Raw genomic sequence first — 14,210 nt, forward strand, 5'->3', positions numbered from 1 at the left:
TACGCGAGCGCGCGGGGTCGGCGATGAAGAGGGATCAGTTACGAATAGGTAGAGGGATTTGAGCAGCGATTAAGCAGCGGATCAGTAGCGGATGACCGACGCGCCCCACGTGAAGCCGCCGCCCACGCCTTCGATGAGAATGTTGTCGCCGCGCTTGATGCGGCCGTCGCGCACCGCGACGTCGAGCGCGAGCGGAATGGATGCCGCCGACGTGTTGCCGTGCTCGCCGACCGTCACGACCATGCGCTCCGGCGGCAGGTGCAGCTTGCGCGCCGTGCTCTGCATGATGCGGATATTCGCCTGATGCGGAATCAGCCAGTCGATGTCGTCCGGCGTGAGCTGCGCCTTGTCGAGCGCTTCGAGCGCGACCTTTTCGAGCACGTTGACCGCGAGCTTGAACACGGCCTGGCCGTCCATGTGCAGGAAGGCGCTGCCCTGAACCACGCCGCCGTTCACGTTGCCCGGCGTGCAGAGAATGTCGGAATAGCTGCCGTCCGCGTGCAGCGCGCTCGACAGCACGCCCGGCTCGTCGGACGCCTGCAGGATGACCGCGCCCGCGCCGTCGCCGAACAGCACGCACGTGGTGCGATCGTTGAAATCGAGGATGCGCGAGAACGTCTCCGCACCGACGACGAGCGCCGTGCGGTTCATGCCGCTGCGAATGAAGCTGTCCGCCGTCGCGACGCCGTACGCGAAGCCGGAGCACACCGCCTGCACGTCGAAAGCGGCGCCATTGTTCTTGATGCCGAGCTTGTTCTGCAGCAGGCACGCGGTGCTCGGAAACACGAAGTCCGGCGTGGAGGTCGCGACGATGATCAGATCGATTGCCTGCGGATCGATGCCCGCCGCTTCGATCGCCTTTTGCGACGCAATCAGCGCGAGATCGCTCGTGGTTTGATCCGGCGCCGCGAAGTGGCGTGCGTGAATGCCGGTTCGCGCGACGATCCATTCATCATTGGTCTCGACGCCCTGCTTAGCCAGACGGTCCGCCAAGTCCTGATTCGTGACACGCTCGGACGGCAGATAGCTGCCGGTGCCGAGCACGCGAGAGTAAAGATTGGATTGAGCCATTATGCCTTCGAATGTAGCGCAGTACCGGACTCGCCCGGCGGGTTCGGCTGCGAGTTTGGCTGTGAAGCGGGCTGCTGGGTCCCTTGATCCGCCGGCGCGGGAGCGTCGGCGTCCGCCTCGCGCGCGGCGGGAGCATTCTCTTCCATCGCGCGCACCAGGCGTTCAAGCACGCCATTTTTGACGGCATCATACCCGCGTTTGATAGCCCACTCAAACCCGAAGGCCTCGGCCGAACCGTGACTTTTGATAACGAGTCCGCGCAGGCCCAGCAACGCCGCGCCGTTATATTGCGCGGGATCGACACGCTTCTTGAAACGCTTGAGCACGGGCAGCGCAACGAGCGCCATCAGCTTGGAGGCGAAGTTGCGGCTGAACTCTTCCTTGATCATGTCGGCGAGCATCTTCGCGAGACCTTCGGAGGTCTTCAGCGCGACATTGCCGACGAAACCGTCGCACACGACGACATCGGTCGTGCCTTTGTAGATGTCGTTGCCTTCCACGTTGCCGTAGAAGTTGAGCGTGCTCGCGCGCAACAGCTCGCCCGCACGTTTGATCGTTTCGTTGCCCTTGATGACTTCTTCGCCGATGTTGAGCAGACCGATGGTCGGCCGCTCGCGCCCTTCGATCGCGGAAACGAGCGCGTGGCCCATCTCGGCGAACTGCAGCAGATGCCCGGGTTCGCAATCGACATTGGCGCCGAGGTCGAGCACGGTGGTGTAACCCTTCTGGCTCGGCATGGCGAACGCGATGGCCGGGCGTTCGATGCCGGCGAGCGTCTTCAGTACATAGCGGGAGACCGCCATGAGCGCGCCGGTGTTGCCGGCGGAAATGCAGGTCTGCGCCTCGCCCTCTTTCACGAGGTTGAGCGCGACGCGCATCGACGAATCTTTTTTCTTGCGCAGCGCGACTTCGACCGGATCGTCCATCGCGACAACTTCGCTCGCGGGAACGACGGACAGACGCGGCTCGTCGGAAGCCTTGCACTTCTTGAGCTGCGCGCGGATGGGCTGCTCGAGGCCGACGAGCATCAGGTGCGCGTCGGGATGCGAGCGCACGAAACTGACGGCAGCGGGAACGGTCACGGCCGGACCGTGGTCGCCTCCCATGCAGTCGATGGTTATCTTTACAGTCATGGAACGCGACGAATTTCGGACACAAAAAAGCGGCAGTGAAATGCCGCCTTCTCGTCGTACCGGGAAAGTATCAAGAGCGAATTGAGCCCGCGCGCCCGCGGAACGGATTCAGCGGGCGCATCAAGCGTCAACGAACGCTTAGTCGTTCTTCGTCTTGATGACTTTCTTGCCACGATAGTAGCCGTTCGGGCTCACGTGGTGGCGCAGATGCACTTCACCCGTGCTCGGCTCGACAGCCAGCGGAGCCGTCGTGAGGAAGTCGTGGGAACGGTGCATGCCGCGCTTCGACGGCGACTTCTTGTTTTGCTGAACTGCCATGATTACTCCAGAAAAATTTTGCGAATTCTAACACAGCCCGATCCGCCGACAGCCCTCGGCCGTTCGGCCATCGGGTGCGCACATCGCGCTACCAGTTTGTTGCGTGCTACAAAACCATTTCAGTGCTTCTTGTCGTCGGAGCCGCCCTGTTTGAGCTTCTCCAGCACGGCAAAAGGATTCGGCTTCTCGTCCTCGTCCGCTGCACTGCTTTCATCCGTCTCGTCGTCCGCCGCGCCCGGAAGCAGACTTTCGTGCGTCTCGGGACACACGTTGTGCTTGGGCACGAGCGGCAAGGACAACAACAACTCCTCTTCGATCAAGTCGACGAGATCGAACTGGCGCGAGCCTACGATCACTTCGACTTCATCGTCGTCGAGCGGAAATTCGTCCGCTTCTTCTTCCGTCGCCACGATCCGATACGTTGCATCGACATCGAGATGTTGCGAATACGGCTGAAGGCAGCGCTGACACGTGAGCCACACCGAGCCGTGCACCGCGAGACGCAGATACGGCTGCGGCGCGTCCGTGCCGTCGTCCTGCAGTTCCGGCTGGGTCGAGCCCTCGCCCTGCCAGGTAAATACGGCGTCGCGCTCTGGCACATCCGCCGGCACTTCGGCTAACATGCGCGGCATCTGCGACACGCGCAGCGCGCCGGCCGCCTGCCTGCCGCTCTTGGCGAATTCGTAAATGTCGAGCGCGCGCAGATCGGCGGGGCTCACAGGTTTGCCAGGATTCTGAGTCATGTGCGCTCCTGCTTGGGCCTTGCTGGTTAGTGCTTCCGGTGAGTGCTCAGTATGCACCGCGATGCAGCTTCGATGCAGGCGTGGCTTGCCCGAATTTGCATCCGGGCGGCATTCGTGCTCACTCGTGTTTTCTGGCTCTGACGGGGCCTCACCGGTTCATCGGACCAGAACGGACGGGGTTCGCCCGCGCACGTACCGATGAAAAGCCCAAAATCATATCGGCTTTGTTCTTTCGAGTCAAATACTTAAGGGCTGAACCGCAGCCCGTCGTTTTTACACCCATTTTTGCCGAACTCGTTCCATGTCCGAAGCTCCAAAAACGCCGCCGCGCCTGATTCTGGCGTCCAGTTCACCTTACCGGCGCGAGCTGCTCGGGCGTCTGCGCATTCCGTTCGACGTCGTTTCGCCCGATATCGACGAAACCCCGCTTGCCGGCGAAACGCCCGAGACAACCGCCGTGCGGCTTTCGATCGCCAAGGCGCGCGCCGCCGCCGGGCGAATTGGCGATGGCCACGCGAGCGCGCTCGTGATCGGCTCCGATCAGGTCGCGACTTTCGACGGCCAGCAGATCGGCAAGCCCGGCACGCACGAAAAAGCAGTCGCGCAGCTTCAGGCGATGCGCGGCCGCAGCGTCGAATTCCACAGCGCGCTTTGTCTGTTCGACAGCCGCACGGGCGACGCGCAATCCGCCGATATCGTCACGCGCGTGCGGTTTCGCCGCTATTCGGATGCGCAGATCGAAGCCTACTTGCGCGCGGAAATGCCATATGACTGTGCCGGCAGCGCCAAAGCCGAGGGACTCGGCATCGCGTTGCTCGAAGCGATCGAATCGGACGACCCGACGGCGCTCATCGGCTTACCGCTGATCGCGCTGACCGGGATGCTCGTGAACGCTGGATATCCGATCCTGGAGGCGGCATGAGCGGCACGCTCTATTTGATCCCGAATACGCTCGGCGAAGGCGATGCCGACGCGCTCGCACACGTCCTGCCCGTGCCGGTGCGCCAGCAGGCGGCCGCGCTCGCTTACTACATCGGCGAAAACGCGAAAACCACGCGCGCGTTTCTGAAGAAAGTGGGCACGGAGCGGCCCATACAGGAAATCGAGGTGCGCGAGTTGAACGTGAACACGCCGCCCGCCGACATCGACAAGCTGCTTGCGCCGATTCTCGCGGGCACGGACGCCGGTCTCGTCTCCGAAGCGGGTTGCCCTGCCGTCGCCGATCCGGGCGCGCTGCTCGTGCGGCGCGCGCATCAACGCGGCGTGAAGGTCGTGCCGTTCGTCGGACCGAGCTCGATCCTGCTCGCGCTGATGGCCTCAGGCATGAACGGCCAGAGCTTCGCGTTCAACGGCTATCTGCCGGTCGATGCTAGCGAGCGCGCCAAGCGCCTGCGCGAGCTGGAGCAACTGTCGCGCAAAGCCAATCAGACGCAGATTTTCATTGAGACGCCCTATCGGAACCGCGCGATGCTCGATGCGCTTATCGCCGGTTGCGCGCCGTCGACGCTAATTTGCGTCGCTGTCGATCTGACGCTGCCGGGCGAAACCATCGTCACGCGCACGGCGGCGGACTGGAAGAAGCAGGCTGCGCCGGAGCTGCACAAGCGTCCGGCGATTTTCCTTCTGCTGGCGTCGTAAAACTCAGCGCAGCTGGAGCTTGCCGCCGAGCGTGAGCGCGCGCACGGCGGCATCGCCGGCCGACGCCCCGAAGCGCCGCACCACACGCTCGCCGATGCTCTCCTTCTGCGTGTAATCGACGATATCCGGCTGCTTGATGACCTCGCGCGCCACGTAGCTGGCGTCGCCGAAACCATCGGCGAGACCGAGCTCGACGCTCTTTTCGCCCGTCCAGAACATGCCGGTGAAAAGCTCCGGATCGTCCTTCAGACGTTTGCCGCGGCCGAGCTTCACGGCGTCGATGAACTGCGTGTGGATCTGATCGAGCATTTCCTGCGCGTGCGCGTTCATCGCGGGCGTTTCCGGCGAGAACGGATCGAAGGCGCCCTTGTTCGCGCCCGACGTGTGCATGCGGCGCTGGATGCCGAGCTTGTCCATCAGACCGGTGAAGCCGAAGCCGTCCATCAGCACGCCGATCGAGCCGACGATGCTCGCCCGGTCGACGTAAATCTTGTCCGCCGCGGCCGCGACGTAATAGCCGCCCGACGCGCACATGTCGTCGACGACGACGTAGAGCGGCGTTTTCGGATACTTCGCGCGCAGCCGCCGGATTTCGCCGTTGATGATGCCGGCCTGCACCGGACTGCCGCCCGGACTATTGATACGCAGAATCACGCCCGCCGTGTTCTCGTCCTCGAACGCGCTCTGGAGTGCATCGTCGATGTTGTCGGCGCTGGCGTCGCTGTTGGCGGCGATTTCGCCTTGCAGATCGATCAGCGCCGTGTGCTTGCCCGCTTTCGCGACGCGGTCGCCGGTGAAATCGAACACGCCCCACGCGATCAGCGCAATGACGCCGAGAAACACGAAGCGAAAAAAGATGCGCCAGCGCCGCGCCGCACGCTGCTCGCGGATGGCGGCCAGCGCGATGCGTTCGAGCGCCTCGCGCTCCCAGTTGTCGTCACGGCGGTCGTCACGGCGCGGAGGAAGGTTGTCGGACATGCGTTGTGAATGTGTGGAAAGGGAATCAGGCGGGACGCAAGGCTTCGTCGGGCAGCCAGAAGACCGCGCGGCCTTCCGGCGTGTCGCGCTCTTCGACCGTGACGGCCCGCAGACGCGCGCCGCGGCACGGTCCGCCGACGCATTTGCCGGTATCCGGCTCGTAGATCGCCCCGTGCGTCGCGCACATCAAGTATAGGCCCGAGCTTTCGAAGAACTGGCCCTCGTTCCAGTCGAGTTCCATCGGCACATGGGCGCAGCGGTTCAGATAGCCGAACGCCTCGCCGCCGTAGCGCACGAAGAACACGACGGCGTCGCCGCTCGCTTCGGCGGCCGCCACGCGCACGCCCGCGCCGCCATCGACGAGTTCATCGGATGCACATACCCGCACCGGTTCGCTCATGCGTGCTCCCGCAGCCAGCCGGCGAGCGATGCGACGCTGTCGGCGCAGAACTGCGGCTTGAGCACCGCGAGCGAATCCGCCGGATGCGCGCCGTAGCCGACGCCGATGCCCGCCGCGCCCGCGTTGATCGCCATCTGCAGATCGTGCGTCGTGTCGCCGATCATCACCGTGCGCCCGAGATCCTGGCCGAGCTCGCGCGTGAGCTCCTGAAGCATCGCGGGATGCGGCTTCGAGAACGTTTCGTCGGCGCAGCGCGTGCCGTCGAACAGGCTCGTGAGCCGCGATTCGTCGAGCGCCCGATTCAGCCCGACGCGGCTCTTGCCCGTCGCGACGCCGAGAAAATAGCCGAGCTCGCGCAGTTCCTGGAGCATCTCGCGCACGCCGCCGAAGAGCTCGGTCTTCTGGCCCATCGTCAGGAAATGGAAGCGGTAACGTTCGGCGAGGCGCGGGTAATCGGACGGATCGAGCGTCGGCGCGCAGATTTGCAGTGCGTCCTTCAGGCCGAGGCCGATCACGTAGCTCGCGGATTCATCGGCGGGAACCGGCAGCCCGAGGTCGCGGCACGCCGCCTGAATGCTGCGCGTGATGTGGACGGTCGAATCCATCAGCGTGCCGTCCCAGTCGAAAACGATCAGATCGAATTGCTGCCGCGCCATTTAGTCTGTCTCTTGGGTTTTCAATTGTTCGATGAACCGCCTGCATTCCGCAGGCAGCGGCGCTTCGAATTGCAGCGGCTCGCCCGTCGCAGGATGTGTAATTTTCAGGCGATAAGCATGCAAAAACATGCGTTTCAGCGACGGTTTCGCGCTCGGGCGGGCCAATTCCTTGTTCAGAGCGAAATCGCCGTATTTCGCATCGCCCGCAATCGGCAGGCCGAGGCTCGCCATATGTACGCGAATCTGGTGCGTGCGGCCGGTCTTGAGTTCAGCTTCGACCCAGACGTAATCGCGCCAGCGCTCGATCAGATTGAAGACCGTATGCGACGGCAGGCCGTTCTCCTGAATGCGCACGCGCCGTTCGCCGTCCGCCGCGACATATTTATGCAGCGGCGCCTTCACGATGCGCCGGCGGCCCCAATCACTCTGCCAGTCGCCGTGGCCGAGCGCGTAATAGCGCTTGTCGACGCGATTTTCGCGAATCTGCTCGTGCAGCCCGACGAGCGCCGCGCGCTTCTTCGCGAGCATCAGCACGCCCGACGTCTCGCGGTCCAGCCGATGCACCAGCTCGAGGAATTTCGCGTGCGGACGCGCATTGCGCAGCTGTTCGATAACGCCGAACGCCACGCCGCTGCCGCCATGCACCGCGACGCCGGACGGTTTATCGATGACGATCATGTGGTCGTCTTCGAAGAGGATCGGGAATTCGGCGGCGGGCGCGTTCGACGACACCGGCGCCTCGTCCTGCTGCGCGATGCGGATCGGCGGCACGCGCACGAGATCGCCAAGTTCGAGCCGATACGCCGCGTCGATGCGTCCCTTGTTCACGCGCACTTCACCGCTGCGAAGAATGCGGTAAATATGGCTTTTGGGGACGCCTTTACAGACGCGCAGCAGGAAGTTGTCGATCCGCTGACCGGCGGCGGTCTCGTCGACTTCGATCATCGACACCTGCTCGCTTGCGACCTGTTTATGGGATGTTTTGCCTAACTCATTCATTCTGAATATAATTTGCGAGCAGCCTGAAAAGGCCGACGCTTAGGATCAAGCAGCGGCCCGATTGTTCAGACTGTAACGGTGCAAGCGATAAACCATTATTTTACTTGTGCCCAGGGTCGGTTGCTCACCTGGAAAATCGAGAGCAGCGAGTTGCACGCACGGCGATATCACCGGCAAGGACGGCGCCCACAGGCGCGTTCGGTCGAGTCGATCGCCGACGGTAACGGATTTTTGGTCAAAAAGAATTTTATCGGCGAGAAGCGACGGCGCCCGGCAAGCAAAGCCGGATGCCAGCCCGAATCGACCCTGCCACCCGCGCGGGAGAAAAAGGCAAATCGAGGCTCGCCGGTTTTTTGCGAACAATTGCCGGCGAAACCGCCGCTGCGCTGATTTCTGCGAAGCGCGACGACGCTGCAAACGAGACGAGACACACGGCCGCGAGCCGACGGGAGCCGACAGAAACAAGTCGAGCCCGCAATCGCGCCGTCGCGGCATGGCAGCAAAGAGGATCGGTCACGAAGCATCGCGCCGGTTTGCGCGAGACCGCTCTTCCCGCGGCCACCGTCGGGAGGAATCAGGCTTTTTGCAAGAGCGCCAGCCGGTTTGGCGCGTCCATTTTGAGACGCGGAACCGCAGGCGCCGCCGTTTATCCTCGCCACGAGCCGCAAGGCACGTCGAACGTCTCGCAGTTGCTTCGCAATGCGCCCCACGGCGAGGCTGCCCCAATTCGGGCGCCGCGGCCTGCTTTCGGCAATTCTCCCGCCAGAAGTCCCGCTCCAGCGTGCTTTGTGACAACACACAAAAAAGCGTGGCACGCCCACCTTCCCGCTTCGCGCGCGTGACGTTCGCACGTCACCGGCGCCGATTCGCAAGATGAGGGAGGACGGAGCCATTCTGGAGCCGTTTCATGAAACGAATGCTGTTTAACGCGACGCAGCAAGAAGAATTGCGCGTCGCCATCGTCGATGGGCAGAAGCTCATCGACATCGACATCGAAACCGCCGGGCGCGAACAGCGCAAAGGCAATATCTACAAGGGAGTCGTCACCCGCATCGAGCCGTCGCTCGAAGCCTGTTTCGTCAACTACGGCGAAGACCGCCACGGCTTTCTGCCGTTCAAGGAAGTCGCCCGCCAGTATTTCCGCGACGGCGTCGAGATGCGCTCCGCGCGCATCCAGGACGCGCTGCGCGAAGGCCAGGAACTCATCGTTCAGGTCGAGAAGGAAGAGCGCGGCAACAAGGGCGCGGCGCTGACCACGTTCATCTCGCTGGCCGGCCGTTACCTCGTGCTGATGCCGAACAACCCGCGCGGCGGCGGCGTCTCGCGCCGCATCGAGGGCGACGAGCGGCAGGAACTGCGCGAAACCATGGCGCAGCTCGAACTGCCGGAAGGCATGAGCATCATCGCGCGCACGGCGGGTATCGGCCGTTCGGCGGAAGAGCTCCAGTGGGATCTGAACTACCTGATGCAACTGTGGCGCGCGATCGAAGCCGCGTCGCAGAGCGGCGTCGGCGGCCAGCCGATGCTGATTTACCTCGAATCGAGCCTCGTCATCCGCGCGATTCGCGACTACTTCCAGCCGGATATCGGCGAAATCCTCATCGACACGACCGAAATCCATGATCAGGCACGCGCCTTCATGGATATCGTGATGCCCGACAACCTCTCGAAGGTGAAGCGCTATCACGACGACGTGCCGCTCTTCTCGCGCTTCCAGATCGAGCATCAGATCGAAACGGCGTATTCGCGCACGGTGCCGCTGCCCTCGGGCGGCGCGATCGTGATCGATCACACCGAGGCGCTCGTCGCCATCGACGTGAACTCGGCGCGCGCGACCAAGGGCGCGGACATCGAGGAAACCGCGACGCGCACCAATCTCGAAGCCGCCGACGAAGTCGCGCGTCAGCTTCGTCTGCGCGATCTGGGCGGTCTGATCGTGATCGACTTCATCGACATGGAGTCGGCGAAGAGCCAGCGCGAAGTCGAGCAACGTCTCAAAGATGCACTGAAGCACGACCGCGCCCGCGTACAAATGGGCAAGATTTCGCGCTTCGGCCTGATGGAGCTGTCGCGTCAGCGTCTGCGTCCGGCGCTCTCCGAAGGCAGCCACGTGACGTGCCCGCGCTGCAACGGCACAGGCCATATCCGCGATACCGAATCGTCCGCGCTGCAAGTGCTGCGGATCATTCAGGAAGAAGCGATGAAGGAAAACACCGCGGCGATCCACTGCCAGGTGCCGGTCGAGGTGACCGCCTTCCTGCTGAACGAAAAGCGCTCGGAAATCAACAAGATCGAGTCGCGCTTCAAGGTCAATGTCGTCCTGATCCCGAACAAGCATCTCGAAACGCCGCACTACAAGCTGGAACGTCTGCGTCACGACGATGCGCGTCTGGACGAACCGCGCGCATCGTGGAAGATGGCCGTCGAAGCGGCGAGCGAGCTGGAGTCGGAAACCGGCTACAGCAAGCGCACCGAGGAAGTGAAGCCGAAGCAGGAAGCGGCCGTGAAGGGCATCACGCCCGAGAAGCCGGCGCCGAGCGCGCCGGTGAAGCCCGCGCCCGTCGAGGCGGCGGCGGCTCCGGCGCCCGTGCCGGCGAGCGGCGGTTTCATCGCGTGGATCAAGAACCTGTTCGGCATTCAGCCCGCTGCGCAACCCGCACCGGCGCCCGTCGAAGCGCAACCGGCGACGCGCGCCCCGCGCGAGCGCGGTGAACGCACCGGCGGCGGCGATCGCAACCGCAACCGCCGTAGCGGCGGCGCCGGACGTGAAGGCGCTGCGGCAGCCGGAACGGCTACGGGCGGCAACGGCGCAGCGCGCCAGGGCGGCCGTCGTGAGGACCGCGAGGCGCGTGGCGGACGCGAAGGACGTGAACTGCGTGAAGTCCGCGAACCGCGTGAGGCTCGTGAACCGCGCGAAGGACGCGAACCCCGCGAAGCGCGTGAGCCGCGTGAAGTTCGCGAGCCGCGCGAGGCACGTGAGCCGCGTGAAGCGCGCGATCGCAATGCGGAACGCGCCGCGCCGCGTCCGGAAGGCGCCGAACGTCAGGAACGCCGCGAGCGTCCCGACCGTGGTGAACGCGCCGAGCGCGGCGAACGTGCCGAGCGTGGTGAGCGCCCGGATCGCGTGGAACGTGGCGAGCGCCGCAAGCCGCAACCGGAAGCCGCCGTCGAGGCGCTGACGCAAGGCGAAACGGTGCCGTCGGAGATCGTCGAAGCGGCGCAAGCCAACGCAGATGCGCAACAAGCTGGCATCGATGCGGCATCGGATCTGGCCAGCGCGCGTGACGGTGAAGAACGTCGCCGCCGTCGTCGTGGCCGTCGTGGCGGTCGTCGCGAGCGCGATGAGGACGGCATGACGGTGAATCACGCGGCCGACGTCGCCGAAGCCGAAGGATCGGCGGAAAGCGTCTCCGCGCAAGCCGGCGTGTTCGACGCAGAAGCCGCGCAGGAAGCAGCCGCGCGTCGCGAGTCGCGTCCTGCCCCGCAGCAAGTGGTCGAGACCCCGGCGGAACAGCCGGCCGTTCAGCCGGTGCAAGCGCAGCCGCAAGAGCACGCGCCCGCCGCAGCCGACGAAGCGCCGGTTGCCAAGGCAGCCGAAGCCGAGCCGTTCGAACTGAAGGCGCAATCGCCCGAGCCGACGAACTTCGATCTCTTCGCCAAGCCCGAACCGGCGGCGGTCGAGAATCCGTTCGGCCCGTCGCCCAAGGTCGTCGAGACGAAGACGGCTGATCCGTTCGCGCCCGTCGTGACGGAAGAGCCGAAGCCCGTCGAAGCGGTCAAGCCTGTCGAAGCGGCGCCCGCGCCGGCACCGATCGAGCACGTCGAGTCTGTCGCGCCTGTCGTGGCCGCGCCGGCGGAAGTCGCCGAGCCGGTGAAGACCGCCGCAGTCGCGCCGACGCCCGAGGCAACGGCCGTCGAGCCGGTTGCTCCGGTCGAAAGCGCGCAAGTGGTTGCCCACGAGCCTGTCGCTGTCGTCGCGGAGCCTGTGAAGGTTGCCGCCCCGGCCGCGCCTGCTACGTCGACGCCGATCGCCGTGGAAACCCTTCAGCCGATGCTGGAGAGCGCGGGTCTCGTCTGGGTGAACACCGACGAAGGCAAGATGCGCGAAGCGAACGCCGCCGCCGCGCGCGAGCCGGCAGCGGTGCGCGTGCCGCGCGAGCGCAAGGCGCTGCCGCCGGCCGACAGCACGCCGATGCAGCAAGTGGAAACCAGCAAGCAGGTCCACTAAGCCGTTCGGGTGCCCCGTTTGCTCCGGCGAACGGGCAGCAGCAGAAAACGCCATCGATTCCGGTCGATGGCGTTTTTTTTCGTCCCATGCCAAGCCAAGCCAGAACCGCGGGAAAACCGCCACTTCGCGACAGTGCATGCCGATGCCCCGGTTCCGCTAAAATGGAACGATCCAACCATTATTCGAACAGGCCGCAGCGGCCAAGCCGAGCCCCGAATCATCATGTCCCGACGCATCATTCCTCTCGCCGATGTCAGCGCGATCCCGGATTTCTCCGGCGCCGCGGCGTCGCCGTCCGGGCTGGTCACGGACACGCTCGCGCGCCCGTTGCGTGATCTGCGCATCTCGGTGACGGACCGCTGCAACTTCCGCTGCGTGTACTGCATGCCCCGCGAGGTGTTCGACAAGGATTACCAGTTTCTCCCCCATGCCGCCCTGCTCTCGTTCGAGGAAATCGAGCGGCTCGCGCGCGTATTCGTCGCGCATGGCGTCGAGAAAATTCGCCTGACGGGCGGCGAGCCGCTGCTGCGCAAGAACATCGAATATCTGATCGAGCGGCTCGCGCTGTTGCGCACGCCGGACGGCCGCCCGCTCGATCTCACGCTCACCACGAACGGCTCGCTGCTCGCGCGCAAGGCCCGGTCGCTGAGGGACGCGGGCCTGTCGCGCGTCACGGTCAGCCTCGACGCGCTCGACGATTCGCTCTTTCGCCGCATGAACGACGCCGATTTCGCCGTCGCCGACGTGCTGAACGGCATCGAGGCGGCGCAAGACGCCGGCCTCACGCCGATCAAGGTGAACATGGTCGTGAAGCGCGGCACGAACGACCAGGAAATCGTGCCGATGGCGCGCCATTTCAAAGGCAGCGGCGCGATCCTGCGCTTCATCGAATACATGGATGTCGGCGCGTCGAACGGCTGGAACATGAGCGAAGTGCTGCCGTCGGCGCAGGTGGTCGAGCGCATCGACACGCACTTTCCGCTCGAACCGCGCGAAGCGCATACGGCCGCGGAAACCGCGCAACGCTGGGGCTATCGTGACGGCGGCGGCGAAATCGGCGTGATTTCGAGCGTCACGCGCGCGTTCTGCGACTCGTGCACGCGCGCGCGGCTCTCGACCGAAGGCAAGCTCTATCTGTGCCTCTTCGCGGTGGCCGGCCACGATCTGCGCGGTCTGATCCGCGGCGGCGCGACCGACGAGGAAGTCGCGACCGCCATCGCACGAATCTGGCAAGCGCGCGGCGACCGCTATTCGCAGTTGCGAGGCAGCGCATCGGCACCGTCGCGCGACGACGATGCGCGTCGCGTCGAGATGTCGTACATCGGCGGCTGAGCGCGGCGGATCGCTCGTGCCGAACCTTCATCCATCGTCCAGTGTGACGGCGCTCGTGCTCGCGGGCGGACGCGGCTCGCGCATGGGCGGCATCGACAAAGGCTTGCAGCCGTTTCGAGGCGAACCGCTCGCATTGCACGTGATGCGGCGCATCGCGCCTCAGGCGGGCGCGCTTCTGATCAGCGCGAACCGTTCCATCGAAGACTACGAACGGCTCGGCGCTGCGTTCGTAGCGCGCGTCATCATGGACACGCGCGCGGATTTTCCCGGACCGCTCGCCGGCATCGCCGCCGGGCTGCGCGCCGCCACCACCGGATTCGTGCTGACCGCGCCCTGCGACGCCCCTTTCGTCGATGAACACATCGGCGCGGCGCTGATGCAGGCGCTCGACATCCACGGCGCCGATGTTGCGTACGCAGCAACAATCGACGTCTCGGGCGAAGTCATGGCGCATCCCGTTTTTGCGCTCATGCGGACCTCGCTCGCCGACGATCTCGACGCCTGGCTCGACGCGGGCGAGCGCAAGGTCCGCGCGTGGTACGCGCGCCACAAGGCGGTCGAAGTGCAATTTCATGATGAACGCGCGTTTTACAATATCAACGATTTACAGCAGCTGGCCGAGCTGGAACGCCGCTGACTCGTCCAATCCGACCGTTCGCTCACATCCGCGTTTGCGGGCGTTCAACCACCGCGCGGCCTCGTGGCTGCTTCTTC

At 64.7% G+C, this 14,210-nt stretch carries 14 protein-coding genes; 6 read left to right on the forward strand and 8 right to left on the reverse strand.

The genetic code is table 11. The annotated features are described in order from the left end of the window. Window positions 1-81: 81 nt before the first annotated feature. The 4 genes from AWB76_RS20640 to AWB76_RS20655 form a co-directional block, all read right to left on the reverse strand. Window positions 82-1,071 carry a beta-ketoacyl-ACP synthase III gene (locus AWB76_RS20640; RefSeq protein ID WP_061162003.1) on the reverse strand — a complete coding sequence of 330 codons (990 nt, stop codon included), beginning with the start codon at window positions 1,069-1,071 and terminating at the stop codon, window positions 82-84. Continuing rightward, window positions 1,071-2,204: a phosphate acyltransferase PlsX gene (gene plsX / locus AWB76_RS20645; RefSeq protein ID WP_061162004.1), complete on the reverse strand. Its 1,134-nt coding sequence runs from the start codon at window positions 2,202-2,204 to the stop codon at window positions 1,071-1,073. Before plsX ends, AWB76_RS20640 begins: the two co-directional genes overlap by 1 nt. 138 nt (window positions 2,205-2,342) lie before the next feature. After that, window positions 2,343-2,522 carry a 50S ribosomal protein L32 gene (gene rpmF / locus AWB76_RS20650; protein WP_035501683.1) on the reverse strand — a complete coding sequence of 60 codons (180 nt, stop codon included), beginning with the start codon at window positions 2,520-2,522 and terminating at the stop codon, window positions 2,343-2,345. Between the two features lie 119 nt (window positions 2,523-2,641). Beyond that, on the reverse strand, window positions 2,642-3,265 hold the full coding sequence (locus AWB76_RS20655) for a DUF177 domain-containing protein (protein WP_061162005.1): 624 nt from the start codon (window positions 3,263-3,265) through the stop codon (window positions 2,642-2,644). A gap of 301 nt (window positions 3,266-3,566) precedes the next feature. Here AWB76_RS20655 and AWB76_RS20660 point away from each other — a divergent pair, with 301 nt between their 5' ends. Both AWB76_RS20660 and AWB76_RS20665 read left to right on the forward strand, forming a co-directional pair. Beyond that, window positions 3,567-4,187: a Maf-like protein gene (locus tag AWB76_RS20660; protein ID WP_061162006.1), complete on the forward strand. Its 621-nt coding sequence runs from the start codon at window positions 3,567-3,569 to the stop codon at window positions 4,185-4,187. Beyond that, window positions 4,184-4,903 (forward strand): SAM-dependent methyltransferase, encoded by a 720-nt coding sequence (locus tag AWB76_RS20665; protein ID WP_061162007.1) that lies wholly within the window; start codon window positions 4,184-4,186, stop codon window positions 4,901-4,903. Before AWB76_RS20660 ends, AWB76_RS20665 begins: the two co-directional genes overlap by 4 nt. Before the next feature lie 3 nt (window positions 4,904-4,906). Here the strand turns inward: AWB76_RS20665 and AWB76_RS20670 are convergent, their stop codons facing one another. The 4 genes from AWB76_RS20670 to rluC are packed head-to-tail and all read right to left on the reverse strand — an operon-like array spanning window position 4,907 to window position 7,936. Further along, a complete protein-coding gene (locus AWB76_RS20670) occupies window positions 4,907-5,881 on the reverse strand; it encodes a S49 family peptidase (protein ID WP_061162008.1) in 975 nt (324 codons plus the stop codon). A gap of 25 nt (window positions 5,882-5,906) precedes the next feature. Next, the gene (locus AWB76_RS20675; RefSeq protein WP_061162009.1) at window positions 5,907-6,281 is read right to left on the reverse strand and encodes a Rieske (2Fe-2S) protein; all 375 of its coding nucleotides are present in this window, start codon (window positions 6,279-6,281) and stop codon (window positions 5,907-5,909) included. Continuing rightward, on the reverse strand, window positions 6,278-6,937 hold the full coding sequence (locus AWB76_RS20680) for an HAD-IA family hydrolase (protein ID WP_061162010.1): 660 nt from the start codon (window positions 6,935-6,937) through the stop codon (window positions 6,278-6,280). The genes AWB76_RS20675 and AWB76_RS20680 overlap by 4 nt, the downstream gene beginning before the upstream one ends. Beyond that, window positions 6,938-7,936, reverse strand: coding sequence for a 23S rRNA pseudouridine(955/2504/2580) synthase RluC (gene rluC / locus AWB76_RS20685; RefSeq protein ID WP_061162011.1), 999 nt, complete (start codon window positions 7,934-7,936; stop codon window positions 6,938-6,940). It abuts the gene before it with no gap. 120 nt (window positions 7,937-8,056) lie between these two features. Between rluC and AWB76_RS41030 the strand changes: the two genes are divergently transcribed. The 4 genes from AWB76_RS41030 to mobA all read left to right on the forward strand — a co-directional run bounded on the left by AWB76_RS41030 (window position 8,057) and on the right by mobA (window position 14,133). Next, window positions 8,057-8,326, forward strand: coding sequence for a hypothetical protein (locus tag AWB76_RS41030; protein WP_157696171.1), 270 nt, complete (start codon window positions 8,057-8,059; stop codon window positions 8,324-8,326). 517 nt (window positions 8,327-8,843) lie between these two features. Continuing rightward, window positions 8,844-12,164, forward strand: coding sequence for an Rne/Rng family ribonuclease (locus AWB76_RS20690; RefSeq protein WP_061162012.1), 3,321 nt, complete (start codon window positions 8,844-8,846; stop codon window positions 12,162-12,164). A 222-nt stretch (window positions 12,165-12,386) separates the two neighbouring features. Further along, entirely contained in the window at window positions 12,387-13,496 is a 1,110-nt protein-coding gene (moaA, locus tag AWB76_RS20695) for a GTP 3',8-cyclase MoaA (protein ID WP_061162013.1), read from the forward strand. Window positions 13,497-13,578: 82 nt separating this feature from the next. Continuing rightward, window positions 13,579-14,133 carry a molybdenum cofactor guanylyltransferase MobA gene (gene mobA, locus AWB76_RS20700; protein WP_061162103.1) on the forward strand — a complete coding sequence of 185 codons (555 nt, stop codon included), beginning with the start codon at window positions 13,579-13,581 and terminating at the stop codon, window positions 14,131-14,133. Window positions 14,134-14,210 lie beyond the last annotated feature (77 nt).

It is taken from the genome of Caballeronia temeraria (genome assembly GCF_001544795.2).
Classification (GTDB): Bacteria; Pseudomonadota; Gammaproteobacteria; order Burkholderiales; family Burkholderiaceae; genus Caballeronia; species Caballeronia temeraria.

Excerpts from the sequence above, each read along its gene's own strand:
- rpmF (WP_035501683.1), bottom strand. The coding sequence starts at position 2,522 with ATGGCAGTTCAGCAAAACAAGAAGTCGCCGTCGAAGCGCGGCATGCAC.
- AWB76_RS20680 (WP_061162010.1), bottom strand. The coding sequence starts at position 6,937 with ATGGCGCGGCAGCAATTCGATCTGATCGTTTTCGACTGGGACGGCACG.
- AWB76_RS20640 (WP_061162003.1), bottom strand. The coding sequence starts at position 1,071 with ATGGCTCAATCCAATCTTTACTCTCGCGTGCTCGGCACCGGCAGCTAT.
- AWB76_RS20665 (WP_061162007.1), top strand. The coding sequence starts at position 4,184 with ATGAGCGGCACGCTCTATTTGATCCCGAATACGCTCGGCGAAGGCGAT.
- moaA (WP_061162013.1), top strand. The coding sequence starts at position 12,387 with ATGTCCCGACGCATCATTCCTCTCGCCGATGTCAGCGCGATCCCGGAT.
- AWB76_RS20670 (WP_061162008.1), bottom strand. The coding sequence starts at position 5,881 with ATGTCCGACAACCTTCCTCCGCGCCGTGACGACCGCCGTGACGACAAC.
- AWB76_RS20690 (WP_061162012.1), top strand. The coding sequence starts at position 8,844 with ATGAAACGAATGCTGTTTAACGCGACGCAGCAAGAAGAATTGCGCGTC.
- rluC (WP_061162011.1), bottom strand. The coding sequence starts at position 7,936 with ATGAATGAGTTAGGCAAAACATCCCATAAACAGGTCGCAAGCGAGCAG.
- plsX (WP_061162004.1), bottom strand. The coding sequence starts at position 2,204 with ATGACTGTAAAGATAACCATCGACTGCATGGGAGGCGACCACGGTCCG.
- AWB76_RS20660 (WP_061162006.1), top strand. The coding sequence starts at position 3,567 with ATGTCCGAAGCTCCAAAAACGCCGCCGCGCCTGATTCTGGCGTCCAGT.
- mobA (WP_061162103.1), top strand. The coding sequence starts at position 13,579 with ATGGGCGGCATCGACAAAGGCTTGCAGCCGTTTCGAGGCGAACCGCTC.
- AWB76_RS20675 (WP_061162009.1), bottom strand. The coding sequence starts at position 6,281 with ATGAGCGAACCGGTGCGGGTATGTGCATCCGATGAACTCGTCGATGGC.
- AWB76_RS20655 (WP_061162005.1), bottom strand. The coding sequence starts at position 3,265 with ATGACTCAGAATCCTGGCAAACCTGTGAGCCCCGCCGATCTGCGCGCG.